The following is a 16,037-nucleotide window of genomic DNA, read 5'->3' as shown; positions in this document are numbered from 1 at the left end:
CCGCCGTCAGACGGCCGGCGCGACGGCCTCGATCGGGTCGATCCGCGGCCGCCGGCTCGCTTTTGGACCTTCGCGGAAGCTCGTCCTTGCGAGCAGCACCACCGGCACGAGTCCGGCAACGACGATCATCAAGGCCGCGATCGCTCCATCCTCGTAAGTGCCGCGGGCGGCCTCCGCGTAAACGGTGGTCGACAGCGTCTCGAAATTGAAGGGACGCAGCAGCAGCGTGAGCGGCAGCTCCTTCATGCAGTCGACGAACACGAGCAGGCTCGCAGCGGCAATCGCCGGACGCAGCAGCGGGATGTGGACCGTCGCCACGGTCCGCGCCGGTCGGGAGCCGAGCGAGCGCGCGGCCATGTCGAGGCTCGGCGGGATCTTGGTGAGCCCCGCTTCGATGCCGCCGGTCGAGACCGCGAGGAAGCGGATCACGTAGCCGATGATCAGCACGATGCCGGTCTGCGATAGCACGAGGCCGATCCGGTCTCCCGTCACTGTGCGCCAGCCGTCCGCGATCAGGTTGTCCAGCCCGGCGAAGGGCATCAGCATGCCAGCCGCCAGAACGGTGCCGGGGACCGCGTAGCCGAGGCTGGTGAGCCGCACCAGGAAGGGTGTCGCGGGGTGCCGGGCGAAGCGAGCCGTGTATCCGACGACGAGCCCCGCGACGACCGCCACCATCGTTGCACCGGCAGCGGCGCTGACGGTGTTGAGGATCCAGCCGGGCAGGGCATCGGGAATGCCGTGGGCCGCAAGCCGCCGCACCGCATGGTCGAGAAGATAGCTCGCCGGAACGACGAAGCCGATCAGGATCGGCAGCGCGCAGGCGATCGAAGCCCCGATGCCCGCTCCGCGGCCCAGCGGCTGGGCAACGGCGACCCGCTGCCGGGCGGCGCGCCCGACAAAGCGTTGGCGCACCCGGCCACGCCGCTCGAGCGTTACCAGCAGCAGCACCATCACCAGCATCACCAGCGCGATCTGGGATGCGCCCTCGATCGAGGACCGGGTCACCCAGGTCGTGTAGATCGCGACCGTCAGCGTGCGGACCCCGAGGAACTCGGACGCGCCGATGTCGTTCAGCGCCTCCATGAGAGCGAGGGAAGTGCCGACCGCAATCGCCGGTCGGGCGAGCGGCAGGGCGACCCGCCTGAACACCCGCGCGCGCGACGAGCCGAGCGTGCGCGCGACCTCCACCATGGACGGCGACTGCATCATGAACAGCGCCCGGGCGGGTAGGTAGACGTAGGGGTAGAGTACGAAACCGAGCAGGAAGATCGCTCCGCCCAGCGACCGGATCTCCGGGAACCAGAGCCCTCGCGGATCGGTGATGCCGAGGATCGACCGGATGCCGCTCTGCACCGGTCCGACCGGGTGCATCACGTCGAGATAGGCATAGGCGATGATGTAGGTTGGCACCGCCAGCGGCAGCAGGAGCGCCCACTCGAAGAGCTTCCGGCCGGGAAACCGATAGCTCGCGACGAGCCAGGCCGTCCCCACGCCGACCGTGGAGACGATCGCCCCGACACCGAGCAGCAGCAGCACTGTCGTCTGGAGCGCGCGCGGCAGGATGGAGCCGATCAGATGCGGCCAGAGATCACCCGATCCCTTCGACGCGTACCACGCCAGTCCGAGGATGGGCGTGGCGACGCCAGCGACGATGACGCCGCTGGCGATCAACCAGGCCAGATCGGATCGGTCGCGCGCTTGCGACCCGGAGGGAGAGGCTAAGTCACGTCGAGTGCGCATCGGCGCTCACCGCAATCATGCAAGGCGCCGCAGCCGGCCGGCCGCAAGGCTCCCGGCGGGTTGGCCGCCGCCGCTCCGACCTTACGTCCCGCCGCGCCGCCTTGCTCATTGCCGCCTCAGTTGTCGAACCCGATGTCGTCGACGAGCACGCTCGCCGCCTTGCGGTTCTTGGACACGTCCACCAGCGGCGTCGGATCGATGGTCAGCGGGCCGAGATCCGCGATGATCGGGTCTGCCGCCACGCCAGCGCGCACGGGGTACTCGTAGTTCGCCTTGGCATAGATCTCCTGCGCTTCTTCCGAAACCAGGAATTCGAGCAGCTTGACCGCGTTGTCCCGGTTGGGCGCGTTCTTGGCGACAGCGGCGCCCGACACGTTGACGTGGGTACCAGCGCCGTCCTTGAAGGTGGGCAGCACCACGTTGATGGCCGAGCCCCAGGCCTTCTGCTCGTCGCCGCCGGCGCCGGAGCGCATCAGCCCGACATAGTAGCTGTTGCCGACGCCGACGTCGCAGAGGCCGGCGAGAATATCGCGGGCCACGTCGCGATCGCCGCCGCCGGGCTTGCGGGCGAGATTGTTCTTCACGCCTTCCAGCCAGGCTCCGGCCGCTTCCGCGCCGTCCTTGGTGATCATCGCCGCGATCAGCGAGGTGTTGTAGGGATGCTGGCCGGAGCGGATGCAGATCTTGCCCTTCCACTTCGGATCGGCCAGGTCTTCGTAGGTCAGCTTGGTATCGGCGACCCGGTCCTTGGAGACGTAGAGCACGCGGGCGCGCATGGAAAGCGCGAACCATTGCCCGTCCGGCGCGCGCAGGGTCTCCGGCACGGCGGCGTCGAGCGCTTCGGACTTCACCGGCTGGGTCAGGCCACGATCGACGAAATCGATGAGGTTGCCGTAGTCGACCACCATCAGCACGTCGGCCGGCGAGTTGGCGCCTTCGGCCGCCACGCGCTCGGCAAGCCCTTCCTTCACGAAGATCGTGTTGACGGTGATCCCCGTCTCCTTGGAGAAGGCATCGAACAGCGGCTGGGCAAGGCCCGGCTCACGCGTGGTGTAGACGTTCACCTCGGCGGCCTGAACGGCGACGGAAGCCGCGGAGAGGGCGGTGGCGGCCACGAGGGCTCGAGCAGCAGTGAAGAAGGACATCGGTCAACTCCAATCGGCAGGGGTCAAGACCCTGTCATCGGGAACGCCGCACGGGCATGCGGCCGCGGACTTAAGACCACTGCCGGATCGGCATGTCAACCGGATTTCTCAAAGGTTTCAGTGACTTGGCAGCCAGCAAACCTGGAACCGTTCCAAACAGGACAGCCAAGTCCTTCAGCCGCCTGCTAAATCCTGAGTGTCGAGGGCAGGTTTAAAACGCAGGTGGCGGCCCGACTTCGTCCTCAGCACGAGCGGCAGCACGGCGAACCTTCCAGACGCCGGTCCGCTACTCCGCGAGGACGCGCGTCGACGGGAACGTGATCTGCACCAGAGTACCCTGGCCGACGGTGGAGTCGATCCGGAACGCGGCCCGGTTCGCCTCCACCAGCGCCTTGGTCAGCGGCAGACCGAGGCCCGTCCCACGAGCCGGTCGCGAGGTATGCAACTGCCGGAAGGGTTCGAGAGCCCGCTCCAGGTCGTCCGCGCTCATGCCCGGCCCCGTGTCCCGAACACGGATCGCGACCTCGCCGCTGTCCTCGTAGATCGTCGAGACGATGACCTGTCCCCCCGCGGAGTTGAACTTGATGGCGTTGGACAGGAGGTTCAGCACGATCTGCCGCAGGCTGCGCGGGTCGGCCACTACGTTGGGCACGGTCGACGAAAGCGAGGTGCGGATGATCACCCGCTCGCGGTTCGCCTGCGGCTGCATCAGCGCCACGCACTCCCGCAGCACGTCGTTCAGCGCCACGGCCTCGAACGACAGGTCCAGCTTGCCGGCCTCGATCTTGGAGAGGTCGAGCAGGTCGTTGACGAGGCTCATGATGAGCGTGCCCGACGAATGGATGTCGCGCAGGTATTCCTTGTAGCGGTCGCTGCCGACGGCCCCGAACCGCTCCTCCATCATCACCTCGGAGAAGCCGATGATCGCATTCAGCGGCGTGCGGATCTCGTGGCTGATCTTGGCGAGGAAATCCGACTTCTGCGACGAGGCGTTCTCCGCCGATCGCTTGGCGTTCGTCAGTTCCTCTTCCGCGCGCTTCCACTGGGTGATGTCGCGCAGCACCGCGCAGAACCGGCCGGGAGACACCCGGCCCATCGTCATGAACAGCGGAACGAGCCCGCCCTGCTGCACCCGGCCGATCACTTCCCGCCCGTCATTGAGAACGCTGGCGACGCCGTTGCGGGCAAGGCCGTCGAGGTAGTCGAGCGCCGCGCGGTGGCTTTCCGGCGCGAGCATGTCCACCAGGGGAGCGCCGAGCAGGGTCTCGCGCTCGGTCCCGAAAAGGGCTTCGGCCGATCGGTTGGCCCCGACGATCATGCCGCGCTCGTCGATGACGAGCACGCCGTCGGTGGCCGTGTCGAGGATCGCCTCCAACTCCCGCGACCGGGCATCGATGTCCTGGCTGGGCGGCGTCGCGTAGGCGACGGCTGGGCTTGCGCCGGTCGTCGGCTGGACGACCACCAGCGAAGCAATGCCGCCGTTGAACGTCACGCTGTGCAAACGCGCCTCGACGGCGATGGTGGACCCGTCCTGGCGCCGGATTGCGGGCAGCCCGCCCTGGCGCGCCACAGGGCTTCCGACGAACGCCTCTGCGAACCCGCCCCGTGCGTCGAGGTCGGCGGCGGACTCGTAGCCGGAAAGCTCCAGGAAAGCACGGTTGACCAGCACGGCGTCGCCGTTTTTCAGAATGGCGAGTGGCACCGGCAGACGGTCCAGGATGGCCGAGTCGATGGGCGCGGCGGGGGCATCGTCCGGCACGTGTTTGGACGGCGCCACGCGCATCACATCCCGGCGGCCCGGACCTCCTTGACGCGCGCCGTCTTCTACCCGTGCGCCGAGTGCCTCGGCGATCTTCTGGAACGCTTCGCGCTCGGGACGTGACAACTGGCGGCGTTCAGCCTCTTCCGGTGTCAGCGGCGCCTCCGGCGGAATCGGGCGGGCGATCACCGGCGACTGGATGATCTCGCCACTCCGCTCCTGCCAGACGAGGTCGCTCTCGTCCTGTTCATCGTCTGGATAGAGCTGATCCTCGTCCGTGGCGCTGTCGAAAACCGACCCTTCCGGAGTCTCGTCGGCAGCAAGCGCTTCAAGAACGTCATCCGACGGCTGGTCATCGTCGGAACGGTTGGCGTCGGCGGCTCCCTCGTCGGCCGCCGGCGGAACCGGGTACCCGGGATCCGACGCGTCCTCGCCCGGCAGGGCATCGACCACGTCGGCCTGGACGTCGTCTGAGGCCGCCTCCTCGGTCGGCTGCATCTCCCCGGCGTAGAGCTCGGCCTCCGCCGCGCTCAGCGTCTGCGAATCCGGTGCGCGGAAGTCGTCGCCGTCGTCTGCACGCGAGGTGATGTCGTGGACGACCTCCGGTTCGCTGTCGACCACGATGGCCGGAGCTTCTTCCGCAGACAGGAGAGGCTCATCCGCCATTGCCTCGGCGTCCGGGTCCACATCCCAGTCTGCCGCAGAGGCGTCGGCTGACGCATCGCCATCGACGGACGCGTCCGGAGAACTGGGACCTTCGGTTGCCGGCAAGACCTCCGCTTCATCATCGGCGACTGCGGGAACCGCGTCCACAAGCTGGGCGACCGGCTGCGTTTCGACCCACTCGGGTTCGACGGACGCGATCTCGTCGCTGCGACCGTCGAGGACGGCAGGCGCGGTGTCCATGGCCCGCTCCGCCGCGAAGGACGCGACGCGCGCTTCGGTCTCTCCGTCGGGTGACAGATCCCTCGGATCCGTCTCCTCGTCGGCAGTCGAGAACGGGTCGAAGGCGCCGCTTCCGTCCGGGGTCGGCCCCGGCGCATCCGCCTCGGCCGGTTCGCCGGATTCGGCCGGTGCCGGGATCATCCCGGCTTCCAGGTACTCGTCGAGCGTGCCCTCATCGGCGACGAACGCGTCCGCATGGCCGAAGGCGTCGTGGAGGACCACCGGCTCGACGTCGTCCAGAAGCGCGGGCGCTTCCGCCGTCGCGGTGGCCTCTTCGGCCGGAAGCTCGATGTCGGACGCAGGGGCCGCGGTCGGGGTCGCCACCTCCGGCGCCGCGGCGAACGCCGCGCCGGTCTTGGCAATGCCGAAGCCGCGATAGCCGCGGAACGCCCGATCCCGGGCGAACACGGGCATGCCGGCCAGATCGACGGGAACCCGGAGCGCTGCCCCTTCGACAGGCCAGTCCACAGTGATACCGGTAAAGGTATCGTGTCGGCGCAGGGCCTGAAGGACACGTCCGCTGGGGTCGAGATCCAGCCGCGTTGCAAGGTCCGGCCAAGCCTCGCCCGTCCGCGGCGCGGTGTCCGCACCCACCGACTCGCCGAGGTCGGGCGAGACGAAACTGAACTCGAAGCTCGGCGACAGTTCGAACACGAAGCGGATCGACCGCCCGTGTTGGGGAAACGCGAAGCCGGTCGGCGGTTCGGCTCCAGTGCCGTCGTCGGTCGCAGGTTCCGCCGCAGGCGTCCCGGTGCCCGTGCTCTCGGCCGCAGCTGTGTACGGGTCGAGCGCCTCGGTCTCGACGGGTTCACCGCCTGCGATCTCGGAAGCGTTAGCCTCAGGGCCATTCGACTCCTCGGCGTTGGCGTCGATCGACTCCGGGCCCGCGTCTGTTCCGGAGGTCTGTCCCGGACCGTCTTCCCATTCCGGGCCGGCGACCATGGCCGACTCGGCTCCATCGGAGGTGCCGACGACGTGCTCCACGTCGCTTCCGGCCAGTGCCGCATCATCGGTCCAGTCGGCAAACTCGACGGGCGCTACGCCCTCGTTCGCCGGGATCGGGCCCGTCTCGTCGCTCTCGACGTCCGGTCGCTCCAATGCCTCCGGTGCCGGCGGCTCCTGGTCCGGTTCCTCGTCGGCCCCAGGTCCCTCCGTCGAGGCGTCAATCGCCACCGTCTCTGCGACGAAGCGCTCAGCGGCCTCCTGGTGATCCGCGTCCGTTGCGTCGTCCTGCTCGGGACTGCCGCTGTCCTCTGCAAGGGATCCGTGCTCCGGCCGCGGTTCGGTGGCTACGTCTCCAAATTCGTCTTCGGGCGGACCGGCGTCGGGGGCCGCGCTCGCAGCGGCTTCTACGGACGCGTCTCGCGACACCCGAGCCGATCCCGCTTCAGGAACTTCCTCGGCGAGCGCCTCGTCGATGGGCTCCTGCTGGGGGACAAGGCTGGCCGAAAGCGCGGCATAGCGCTCTCGCGCCTCCCCGGCGTCGGCGATCCGGGACCTGGACTCCAGGTCGGTCACCAGAACGCCCCGGTGCTCGCCGACCGCGATGCGTGTCACCCGGCAGAGGACAGGCGACGGCACCAAGCCGCGGGGCAGGGTGATACGGTCGGTTCGCGACTGGCCGGCGGACAATTGGCCCGCAACCACCGAGATCCGCCGGGCCAGCGGCGAACTGGACGGAAAGTGCCGCGCCAACAGGCTCGCAATGTCGGCGCCGAGCGAAAGGATGCCGGCCGCATTGGCCCACAGCAGGCGGGTTCCGCTGCGATCGAACACGAAGGCCGGGCGCACGTCGTCGACGAGTGCAGACACAGTGGCGTCCGCACCCACGGCGAAGAACGTTTCCTCAAGTCCGGCCATCCGGCTCGTCTCCCTGATCGGCAATGTGGGGGCGTCGTTACGCCGAACGCCGACGGGCCTGAAATATGGTGGCCACGTCTTCCCCGTCAGAAGCTATCGTTTCTTAACCCCGTGTTAATACAGTGAACCAGCCCGGCGTGCCATCTCAAGTCGCCGGTCGACCCAATAATTGGGCTATAACCTTAATCCCTGCGGGACAGCCGATGGTCGGGTTTGAATTGCCCTGCCGTTCATGGTGGAATGACTGCAGGTGTCCCTTTCGATGCGGAGCAGAACCATGGCCGACAAGAAGCCGACAGGCGAGGCACCGGATCCGGCCGGCATGTTCAAGGCCGCTGCGGAACAGAGCGTCGATCAGGCCCGCAAGGCCTTTCAGGACGCCATGAATCTCGCCCAGAAAGCGGTCGGGGACATCGAGACCAACACCGCGTCCTTCCAGGGCCATGTTCGCGACATGACCCGTGATACTCTGGAGTTCGCCGGCGCCACCGCACAGGCGACCTTCGCGCTGGTCGAGCGTCTCGCCAAGGCCAAGGACCCTGCCGAAATCGCAGCGATCCAGAAGGCCTATCTCGACAACCAGATGGAGCGCCTGGGCCGACAGGCGCGCACGGTCGGAGACGGCGCGATCAAGGCCGCGCAGGATTTGACCAAGCCCTTCGAGCGCTGAACACCCCCTTCTTTAGGATCAATCTGCTCTGCATTGCAGCATTTATGTTGCAATGCAGCAAACATGCTCCTATATACGTCTCAGACGCAGGGGAAACGCAGCAGTCACAAGTTCGCCCCTCTGCACCCAAGGCGGAAGAAGGATCTGAACCATGGCTGAGGTCGAAAAGATTGTAGCGGGCAAGCCCGTCGAGAAGACCATCCGTGCCCCCAAGGCCGCGCCGGCTGCCAAGGCAGACGCTACGGATGCTTTCCAGATTGCCGCTTCGTTCGACGTGCCGGAAGTGTTCCGCGACGTCGCGGAGAAGAGCGTCAAACAGGCCAAGGACGGCTACGAGAAGCTGCGTACCGCGGCCGAGGAAGCCACCGACCTGCTCGAAGACCAGTTCGAGACGGCGCGCACCGGCTTCGTTGAACTGAACGGCAAGGTGATCGAGGCCGCCAAGGCCAACGCCGACGCTACGTTCCGCTTCGCCAAGGACATTCTCGCGGTCAAGTCCTTCGCCGAGGCGATCGAGCTGCAGACGGCGTATGCCCGCAACCAGTTCGAGCTGGCGTCGGCCCAGGCCAAGGACCTCCAGGAGTTCGTGCAGAAGTACTCCACCGAGGCTTCCCAGCCGCTCAAGGACGCCTTCGGCAAGTTCGTCAAGGACGCCCGCGCGGCCTGACTTTCCGGCGGACCCCGCCAGGAAGCCTGAAGTTTGCGAACACCCGGCGACGAGCCGGGTGTTCTGCGTTTGGCGGCAGCCCTGCCGTGGTCTGACGCCCCCGCCTCCCATGACTGTTTGTTTGCCGCACGAGGGGCTTGCATTGCCGACTTGATGGAACTAGGTTCCGCCCGCGTGTGCAGCTGTAGCTCAGTTGGCTAGAGCGTCGGATTGTGGCTCCGAAGGTCGCTGGTTCAAGCCCAGCCAGCTGTACCACCCCTTTGTTCCTCTCCTTTTCCCGCCGGCATTCAGGGCCGCTGCTCTCCGCCAGGCGGCGGCGACGACGCGCCGCGCAGGTGTCGGGCGATCTTTCTATCGAAACTGTGTAGCCTACGCAGAACGCTCCGATCGCCTGGAAGCAGCAGGCCGCCTGCCAGGGCGCGGTGCCCCGCGAGGGGCGCCGGGCTGGACGGTTCCAGGAGCGCCGGAGCCTTTTTGCATGCCGCGTTTCGCCGCCAATCTCAGCTTGATGTTCACCGAGCACGCGTTTCTCGATCGTTTCGCGGCGGCGGCTGCGGCCGGCTTCACGGCAGTGGAATACCTATTTCCCTACGACCACCCGCCTGAAGTGATCGCCGATCGCCTGAAAGCGGCCGGGTTGACGCAGGCTCTTTTCAACATGCCCCCGGGCGATTGGGCCGCCGGAGATCGGGGATTGGCGGCGCTGCCCCATCGCCGCGACGCGTTCCGGGAAGCGGTTACGACTGCGGTCGCCTACGGCCGGACGATCGGCACGCCGCTCCTTCACATGATGGCTGGCATCGCCCCGTGGGCGAACACCGACGCCCGCGCCAGCTATGTCGACAACGCGCGCTATGCTGCGGATAAGGCCGCGGAGGCAGGGATCGGGCTCGTTCTGGAGCCGATCAACGCCCGTGACATGCCGGGATACTTCCTCTGCGATTTCGATGGGGCGGTCCGTCTGCTGGACGAGATCGATCACCCCAACATCCGGCTGCAGTTCGACATCTACCACCGCCAGATCATGCGCGGCGACGTGATCCGGGGACTGGAGCAGTTGATGCCGCGCATCGGCCATGTCCAGATCGCGGCGGTGCCGCATCGCAACGAACCGGGTACCGGAGAACTCGACGACGCCCGCATCCTGGCGACCCTCGATACCCTCGGCTACGCCGGGTTCGTCGGGTGCGAATATCGGCCGGCCGCCGGGACCGTGGAGGGGCTGTCCTGGTTGCGCCGGTTATCGGCGACCTAGGACCGGCGCCGTTGCCCGTCTGGCGGTGTGCCGCGAGCCGACTGCCGGCGTGGCACCGCGCGAGCGGAGTGAACATCAGCGCGGATCGGGTTTGTTGTGACCCGAGATGAAAAACCGCCCTGCTGCGCAGTCCTTCGCAAAAGAAGAAAAAGTATTGTGATGAGCCAAGACCAGTTTCGATTTGCTTTGAAAGCCGAACAGGTATACGTTATTTATCAGATTCGATAAGCTCGTCCTCGATCGGGCCTTGCGGCTTCTTCATTGACATCGCTGAACTCGGACAGAACTGGGCGGCCGCCGCCCCGTTGCGGGCCAACGAGCGCGCATCGCGGCCCGGCGGCTGAACCTTCGGCGCCGTAAAGGCGGTCGGAGTTTGCCCCCACACGGAGTTTTCGATGCAGAAGCCTTTTGAGATCGGACAGCGCGTGCTGCTGGAGGAGCAGATCCACTCGGCCCAGCGCGGCGGCAATCGCGAGTACATCGTTCGAGGTCGGAACGATCTGGATACCCGCGAGCCGAACTACCTGATCGAAAGCGTGGCGGACAACCGCCGCCGGCGCGAGCCCCAGGGGCGCCTCCGTCCATTGCTGCGTGCGAACTCCCCCTTCAAGACATAAGGCGCCACATGCCCGAAACCCACCTGCCCCCACGGGAACATCGATCGATGCGACGCCATCTGCCGGCCGTCGCGATCGGTTGTCTCGCTCTCCTCATGACGCCCGGCACGGCCTCCGCGGAATACCCGAACTATCGGGAAGGCATGCGCGTGATCCAGGCGCTGACCGACGCCTATGCCGGCAAGACGCCCAATTCTGCGCCGAAGTGCCAGCACCAGGTCTATAACGCCGAGTACTACGTGCTTTGCCGAGTGGCCAATTCCCGGCAGCGGAACGGCTCGATCTGGATCGCTCGGACCAGCGCCGGCGTCACGTCCGTATTCGCCGCGAACACTCGGGCAGCCAAGGATCTCAAGAACCTGCCGATTACTCCGGCAGCGGCCGAATTCCTTGACTTCTACGACACCTGGACCGGCAAGCCGATCGACTCCGAGCGGATCCACTCCCTGTTCGACTGACGCAGTCTCCCGGCGCGTGATGCCCTCGCCGGGCGGAAGCGGCGCTCCCGCCCCGGTCCCAAGTCCCACCCCGACTTCTACCGATTGCCACGCGCCGCAAGATCACGCTGAAATCCCCCCGGAGGCGATCGGCTTCGGCGAACACCGTCTCCTCCGCCAACCGGCGACAAGACCGGTCGGAAGCCGCATCGGCTATAATCGGCGTGGGGAGGATGGCATGGCGGAGGAGGCGGCATCGGGCAGTTATTCTGCCCTCGGCGTGGAATCGATCGGTGCCCGGCTCGGCAACCTCGTCGCGATGAAGGAGCGGCTGGGCTCCGACATCGGCAGCTGGCGCGCCCGGGAGGTCGGCGACGGCAACCTCAACCTCGTCTTCATTGTCGAGAGCCCGGTCGGCGGCGTCGTTGTGAAACAGGCGCTGCCCTATGTCAGGCTGGTGGGCGACAGTTGGCCCTTGCCCCTGAAACGATCCTTCTTCGAGTACCATGCCCTGATCCGTCAGGCGGAACGCGATCCCGGCCGCGTCCCGGGGGTATTCCACTTCGACGTCGAACAGGCTCTCATCGTCCAGGAATACCTGACGCCGCACATCATCCTGCGGCGAAGCCTGATCGCCGGGACCCGCCACCCTCACTTGGCAGGCGATCTCGGCCGCTTCTGCGCCCGCACGCTGTTCCGCGGATCCGATCTCTCGATGAAGGCGGCGGACCGGAAAGCCGATCTTGCCCTCTTCGCCGACAATGTCGCCCTCTGCGACATCACCGAGAACCTGGTCTTCACGGACCCCTACTTCGCCGCGCCCCTCAACCGCCACACGGCTCCCCAACTGGACGCCCTGGTGGCCCGCCTGCGCGCCGACGTCGACCTGAAGGTCGAGGCGCAGCATCTGAAGACCGCCTTCACCACGCGCGCCGAAACCCTCCTCCACGGCGATCTCCATACCGGCTCCGTGATGGTGACCGGAGAGGATACGAGGGTCATCGATCCGGAGTTCGCGGTCTACGGGCCGATGGGTTTCGATGTGGGAATGCTGCTCGCCAATTTCTGGATGGCCTGCTTCGCACAGTCCGGCCACGAAGAGGGGGAGGGCGCCCGGGACGCCTATCGCGCCTGGATCCTCGACGTGGTCCACGAGATCTGGTCGACGTTCGCCCAAACCTTCACGCATCTCTGGCGGACCGAGCGGACGGGGATGCTCTATCCCGCCGCGCTTTATGAGGATCAGGGCCACGCCATGGCGGCCGAACAGGCCCTGCATCACCGCCTGCAGGCGATCTGGACCGACGCGCTCGGTTTCGCCGGCGTCGAGATCCACCGCCGGATCCTCGGCCTTGCCCACATCGCCGAGTTCGAGACGATCGCCGATCCCGCCCAACGAGCGGCGGCCGAGGCGAAGGCCCTGGTCTTCGGCCGCCATCTCGTCGTAAACCGCGCTCGCATACCCGGCCTGGCTGCGATCCGCAGCCTGGCCGAGCGGCTCGAAGGGGAGAATATCGCGTGAAGGTCGACGGCAAGCCCTACCGGTCCCTCTGGCTGGCCGACGACGGCCGGACTGTCTGTGTCATCGACCAGCGGTGGCTGCCGCACGAGTTCCGCGTCGTTGATCTGCACACCCTGGAGGACGCGGCGGTCGCCATCCGGGACATGTGGATCCGCGGCGCGCCACTGATCGGCGCCACGGCCGCCTACGGCATGGCGCTTCAAATGGCGGCGGACCCTTCCGACGCTGCGCTCGACCGCGCCTGGGCGATTCTACACGAGACCCGGCCGACCGCCATCAACCTGCGCTGGGCCCTCGACGAGATGCGGTCGGTGCTGCGTCCCGTCGCCCCGGCCGATCGCGCCGATGCCGCCTATGCGCGCGCTGCGGAGATCTGCGACGAGGACGTCGAGATCAACCGCCGCATCGGCGAGAATGGTCTCGGCCTGATCGAGGCGATCGCGGCGGGAAAGCCCGGCCGGCGGGTGAACATCCTCACCCACTGCAACGCCGGTTGGCTGGCGACGGTGGACTGGGGCACCGCGACCGCGCCGATCTACATGGCGCGTGAGAAGGGTATCGACGTCCACGTCTATGTCGACGAGACGCGCCCCCGCAACCAGGGTGCCCACCTCACCGCCTGGGAGATGGCCGGCCACGGCGTGCCGCACACGCTGATCGTCGACAACGCCGGCGGCCATCTGATGCAGCACGGCGAGGTCGACATGGTCATCGTCGGAACCGACCGGACGACCGCGCGTGGCGACGTCTGCAACAAGATCGGGACCTACCTGAAGGCGCTCGCCGCGCACGACAACGGCGTGCCCTTCTACGTCGCGCTTCCGTCGCCGACGATCGACTGGACCGTGGATGACGGCGTCAAGGAAATCCCGATCGAGGAGCGATCAGGCGATGAGGTCGGCTGGGTCTGGGGCCGCACCGCGTCCGGCGAGATCACCCGAGTGCGCATCGCGCCCGAGGAGACCGAGTTGGGCAACCCTGCGTTCGACGTTACACCCGCCCGACTGGTCACCGGTCTCATCACCGAGCGTGGGGTCTGCGCCGCGACGCCCGAGGGTCTCAAGGGGCTCTTCCCGGAACGCAACTCGATCTGACGATGCGGCCCGATCAGGTCGCTGCCGCATAGAACAGCGCGCTGCCTTCCATCGTGCTGTTGTCGATCAGAGCTAGGATGCCTGCGTCCACGTCACCGGACGCCGGGTCGAAGAGCCCGCACGCCCGGATCGCTTTCCTCAGGTCGATGTCGCTGCCCAGCCACTCCATCACGAACCGCGAGCAGGCGATTCTGCGCTGATCCCCGGAGGAGACCCCGAGGATCAGTCCGGAGAGGCGCCCGACCTTGTTCTTGTAGGTTGGGAACAGGATCATTTGGGTGATCTCGTTCTGCGTCAGTGACTCCGCATCCACCATGAAGATCCGGTCGTCCAGAAAGAAGGCCGCGCCGGTGTAGCGGAATTTGTAGGATACTCTCTGGCGGGATCCGCCTTGGATGTGCTCGATCTTGCGGAAGTAGACATTTCCCTGATGCTCGAAGACGTGAACTATCCCGCGGATGACCTGTCCGGGAGAACTCATGGAATGGTAGTACTCATGGTAGTAGCCCAGATACTTCCTCATATCCGGGCGCGAGAAGCGCTGCAGGGCATTGATCTGCTCGACATAGGGCGCAGGCTCCGGATGAACCCGTTTCCGCAGGCTGATGAGCTTCTGGAACTGGTCCGGAGGTAGATGGATCTCGATCGCCTCCACGCCAAAGAAATCGCAAAGTCGAGACAGCATATGTCGCGATGGTCGCGCGCGCGCGGCCAGATAACGATTGAATTGGGTGCGGTTGATTCCGACGGTGCGGCAGACGTGGGATACTGAGGGATAAAACCCGCATAGATAATAAAGATTGGATGCCAGATTGGTCTGCATCTCTTCCGCAGTGGAGGGGGCCGCAGCGCGAGATTCCATTTCCAATCCCTGTTTCGTCGGCTCGCCGCATTACGACGCGGCAAGTTTATCTGCGACACGGTAGGAATCAAGTCGGTTTGATGCGGACCGGTGCGTCATTCGCGCCAACTAGCATCAGTTTGTTGCAGGTCGCAATATTGCTCGAAATTGCGCAATTTTTTACCCTGTTCAAATTGGCGGCAATGGCGTCGCGCCAATGAGAGCGGGTCGTACCCGTCGAGACAAACCAGGGGATTTATCCATGAAGCCCACACTTGGTCGCCTTCTGGCGGCAGCGACGATGACTGTCTTGGCATCCGGCGCGGCGGTGGCTGCGGAAAAGGGCGTCATCAAGATCGTAAGCCAGTCGCCGCTTTCTGGCCCGCAGTCGGTTGGTGGCGAAGGCATCAAGCTGGGCGCGGAGCTCGCGGTCCAGGACTTTGGAGCTTTGATCACCGATCTGGGTTTCCAGCTTGTGTTCCAGCCGGAGGACGACCAGGCGACCCCCAACGTCGGCGTGGCGAACGCCAATCGGATCATCAACGATCCGGAAGTCCTCGGCATCGTCGGCCACTACAACTCGGGCGTGGCCATTCCCGCCTCGGAGGTCTACGTCAAGGACAGCCTGGTGATGGTCTCGCCGGCCAACACCAACCCGGTCGTCACCACCCGCGACACCACCAAGGCCATCGCCAACCGCATCTGCGGTCGTGACGATGTTCAAGGCCCTGCGGGCGCGGCTTTCGCCGTGGAGACCCTGAAGGTCACCAAGATCTACGTGATCAACGACAAGACCGCCTACGGCTCCGGTCTTGCGAGCGCGTTCGAGGAAGCAGCCAAGGCGGCGGGCGTCGAGGTGGTCCTGTCCACCGGCGTCGACGAGAAGGAAACGGACTTCTCCTCGATCCTCAACCGCGCCCGCATCGACAAGCCCGATCTCGTCTACTACGGCGGCATGTTCCCGCAGGGTGGGCTGCTCATCAAGCAGATGCGCCAGAAGGGCCTGACCAGCGCCTTCCTCGGCGGTGACGGGCTCGACAGCGGCGAACTCCAGAACATTGCCGGCGCCGACAACATGAAGGACGTGTACTTCACCACCACCGGCGTTCCGATCAGCGAACTTCCGGCCGCGGCCGCTTTCGCGAAGGCTTACCAGGAGAAGTTCGGCAAGTCGCCGGAAGGCTACTCGGCCTATGCCTATGACAGCGCCCGCATCGTGATCGAGGCGATCGCCGCCTCCATCAAGGCCAAGGGCGGCGAGAAGCCGACCCGCGCCGAAGTCGCTGCGGCTGTCCGTGCCACCGAGCTCGAGGGCATCACCGGAAAGGTGAAGTTCAACGCCAACGGCGACATCGTCACCGCCAACTACGTGGTGGTCTCCGTCGGTGCCACGCCGGCCGAGAACAAGACCGTCAAGGTCGTCGCGATCGACGCGCCTCTCTGAACACGGGAGACACTCGCAGCCCTTCACTGGGGAGGGCTGCG

Annotated in this window: 12 protein-coding genes and 1 tRNA gene; 9 read left to right on the top strand and 4 right to left on the bottom strand. The window is 66.2% G+C overall.

What is annotated here, in order from left to right; genetic code table 11:
• Positions 1-6 precede the first annotated feature (6 nt).
• The 3 genes from HZ321_RS01560 to HZ321_RS21575 form a co-directional block, all read right to left on the bottom strand.
• Positions 7-1,671 (bottom strand): ABC transporter permease, encoded by a 1,665-nt coding sequence (locus tag HZ321_RS01560; RefSeq protein WP_244635516.1) that lies wholly within the window; start codon positions 1,669-1,671, stop codon positions 7-9.
• A 185-nt stretch (positions 1,672-1,856) separates the two neighbouring features.
• Positions 1,857-2,885, bottom strand: a complete 1,029-nt coding sequence (locus HZ321_RS01555) for a Fe(3+) ABC transporter substrate-binding protein (protein WP_181699532.1) — start codon at positions 2,883-2,885, stop codon at positions 1,857-1,859.
• Between the two features lie 286 nt (positions 2,886-3,171).
• A complete protein-coding gene (locus tag HZ321_RS21575) occupies positions 3,172-7,449 on the bottom strand; it encodes an ATP-binding protein (RefSeq protein ID WP_181699529.1) in 4,278 nt (1,425 codons plus the stop codon).
• 277 nt (positions 7,450-7,726) lie between these two features.
• On the opposite strand from HZ321_RS21575, the gene HZ321_RS01545 reads away from it, so the two are divergent.
• From HZ321_RS01545 to mtnA, 8 genes are all read left to right on the top strand, one after another.
• A complete protein-coding gene (locus HZ321_RS01545; RefSeq protein WP_181699527.1) occupies positions 7,727-8,119 on the top strand; it encodes a phasin family protein in 393 nt (130 codons plus the stop codon).
• 151 nt (positions 8,120-8,270) lie between these two features.
• Positions 8,271-8,786 (top strand): phasin, encoded by a 516-nt coding sequence (locus tag HZ321_RS01540; protein WP_181699523.1) that lies wholly within the window; start codon positions 8,271-8,273, stop codon positions 8,784-8,786.
• A 178-nt stretch (positions 8,787-8,964) separates the two neighbouring features.
• Positions 8,965-9,041 (top strand) — tRNA-His (locus HZ321_RS01535).
• A gap of 223 nt (positions 9,042-9,264) precedes the next feature.
• Positions 9,265-10,041, top strand: a complete 777-nt coding sequence (gene otnI / locus HZ321_RS01530; protein ID WP_181699521.1) for a 2-oxo-tetronate isomerase — start codon at positions 9,265-9,267, stop codon at positions 10,039-10,041.
• 395 nt (positions 10,042-10,436) lie between these two features.
• Complete coding sequence (locus HZ321_RS01525) at positions 10,437-10,658, top strand: hypothetical protein (RefSeq protein ID WP_181699518.1); 222 nt, start codon at positions 10,437-10,439, stop codon at positions 10,656-10,658.
• A gap of 47 nt (positions 10,659-10,705) precedes the next feature.
• Positions 10,706-11,116, top strand: a complete 411-nt coding sequence (locus HZ321_RS01520; protein ID WP_181699516.1) for a hypothetical protein — start codon at positions 10,706-10,708, stop codon at positions 11,114-11,116.
• A 217-nt stretch (positions 11,117-11,333) separates the two neighbouring features.
• Positions 11,334-12,617, top strand: coding sequence for an S-methyl-5-thioribose kinase (mtnK, locus tag HZ321_RS21570; RefSeq protein ID WP_181699512.1), 1,284 nt, complete (start codon positions 11,334-11,336; stop codon positions 12,615-12,617).
• A complete protein-coding gene (gene mtnA, locus HZ321_RS01510) occupies positions 12,614-13,711 on the top strand; it encodes an S-methyl-5-thioribose-1-phosphate isomerase (protein ID WP_181699509.1) in 1,098 nt (365 codons plus the stop codon). Before mtnK ends, mtnA begins: the two co-directional genes overlap by 4 nt.
• Before the next feature lie 13 nt (positions 13,712-13,724).
• On the opposite strand, the gene HZ321_RS01505 is transcribed toward mtnA, so the two are convergent.
• On the bottom strand, positions 13,725-14,534 hold the full coding sequence (locus HZ321_RS01505) for a helix-turn-helix domain-containing protein (RefSeq protein ID WP_181699507.1): 810 nt from the start codon (positions 14,532-14,534) through the stop codon (positions 13,725-13,727).
• Between the two features lie 280 nt (positions 14,535-14,814).
• Here HZ321_RS01505 and HZ321_RS01500 point away from each other — a divergent pair, with 280 nt between their 5' ends.
• Positions 14,815-15,996, top strand: coding sequence for a branched-chain amino acid ABC transporter substrate-binding protein (locus HZ321_RS01500; protein WP_181699505.1), 1,182 nt, complete (start codon positions 14,815-14,817; stop codon positions 15,994-15,996).
• The last annotated feature ends 41 nt before the right edge of the window (positions 15,997-16,037 follow it).

Source organism: Chthonobacter albigriseus (assembly GCF_013839445.1).
Lineage (GTDB): Bacteria > Pseudomonadota > Alphaproteobacteria > Rhizobiales > Pleomorphomonadaceae > Chthonobacter > Chthonobacter albigriseus.
Note: the sequence above shows the minus strand (reverse complement) of the source record. Positions and strands in the feature narration are given on the sequence as shown.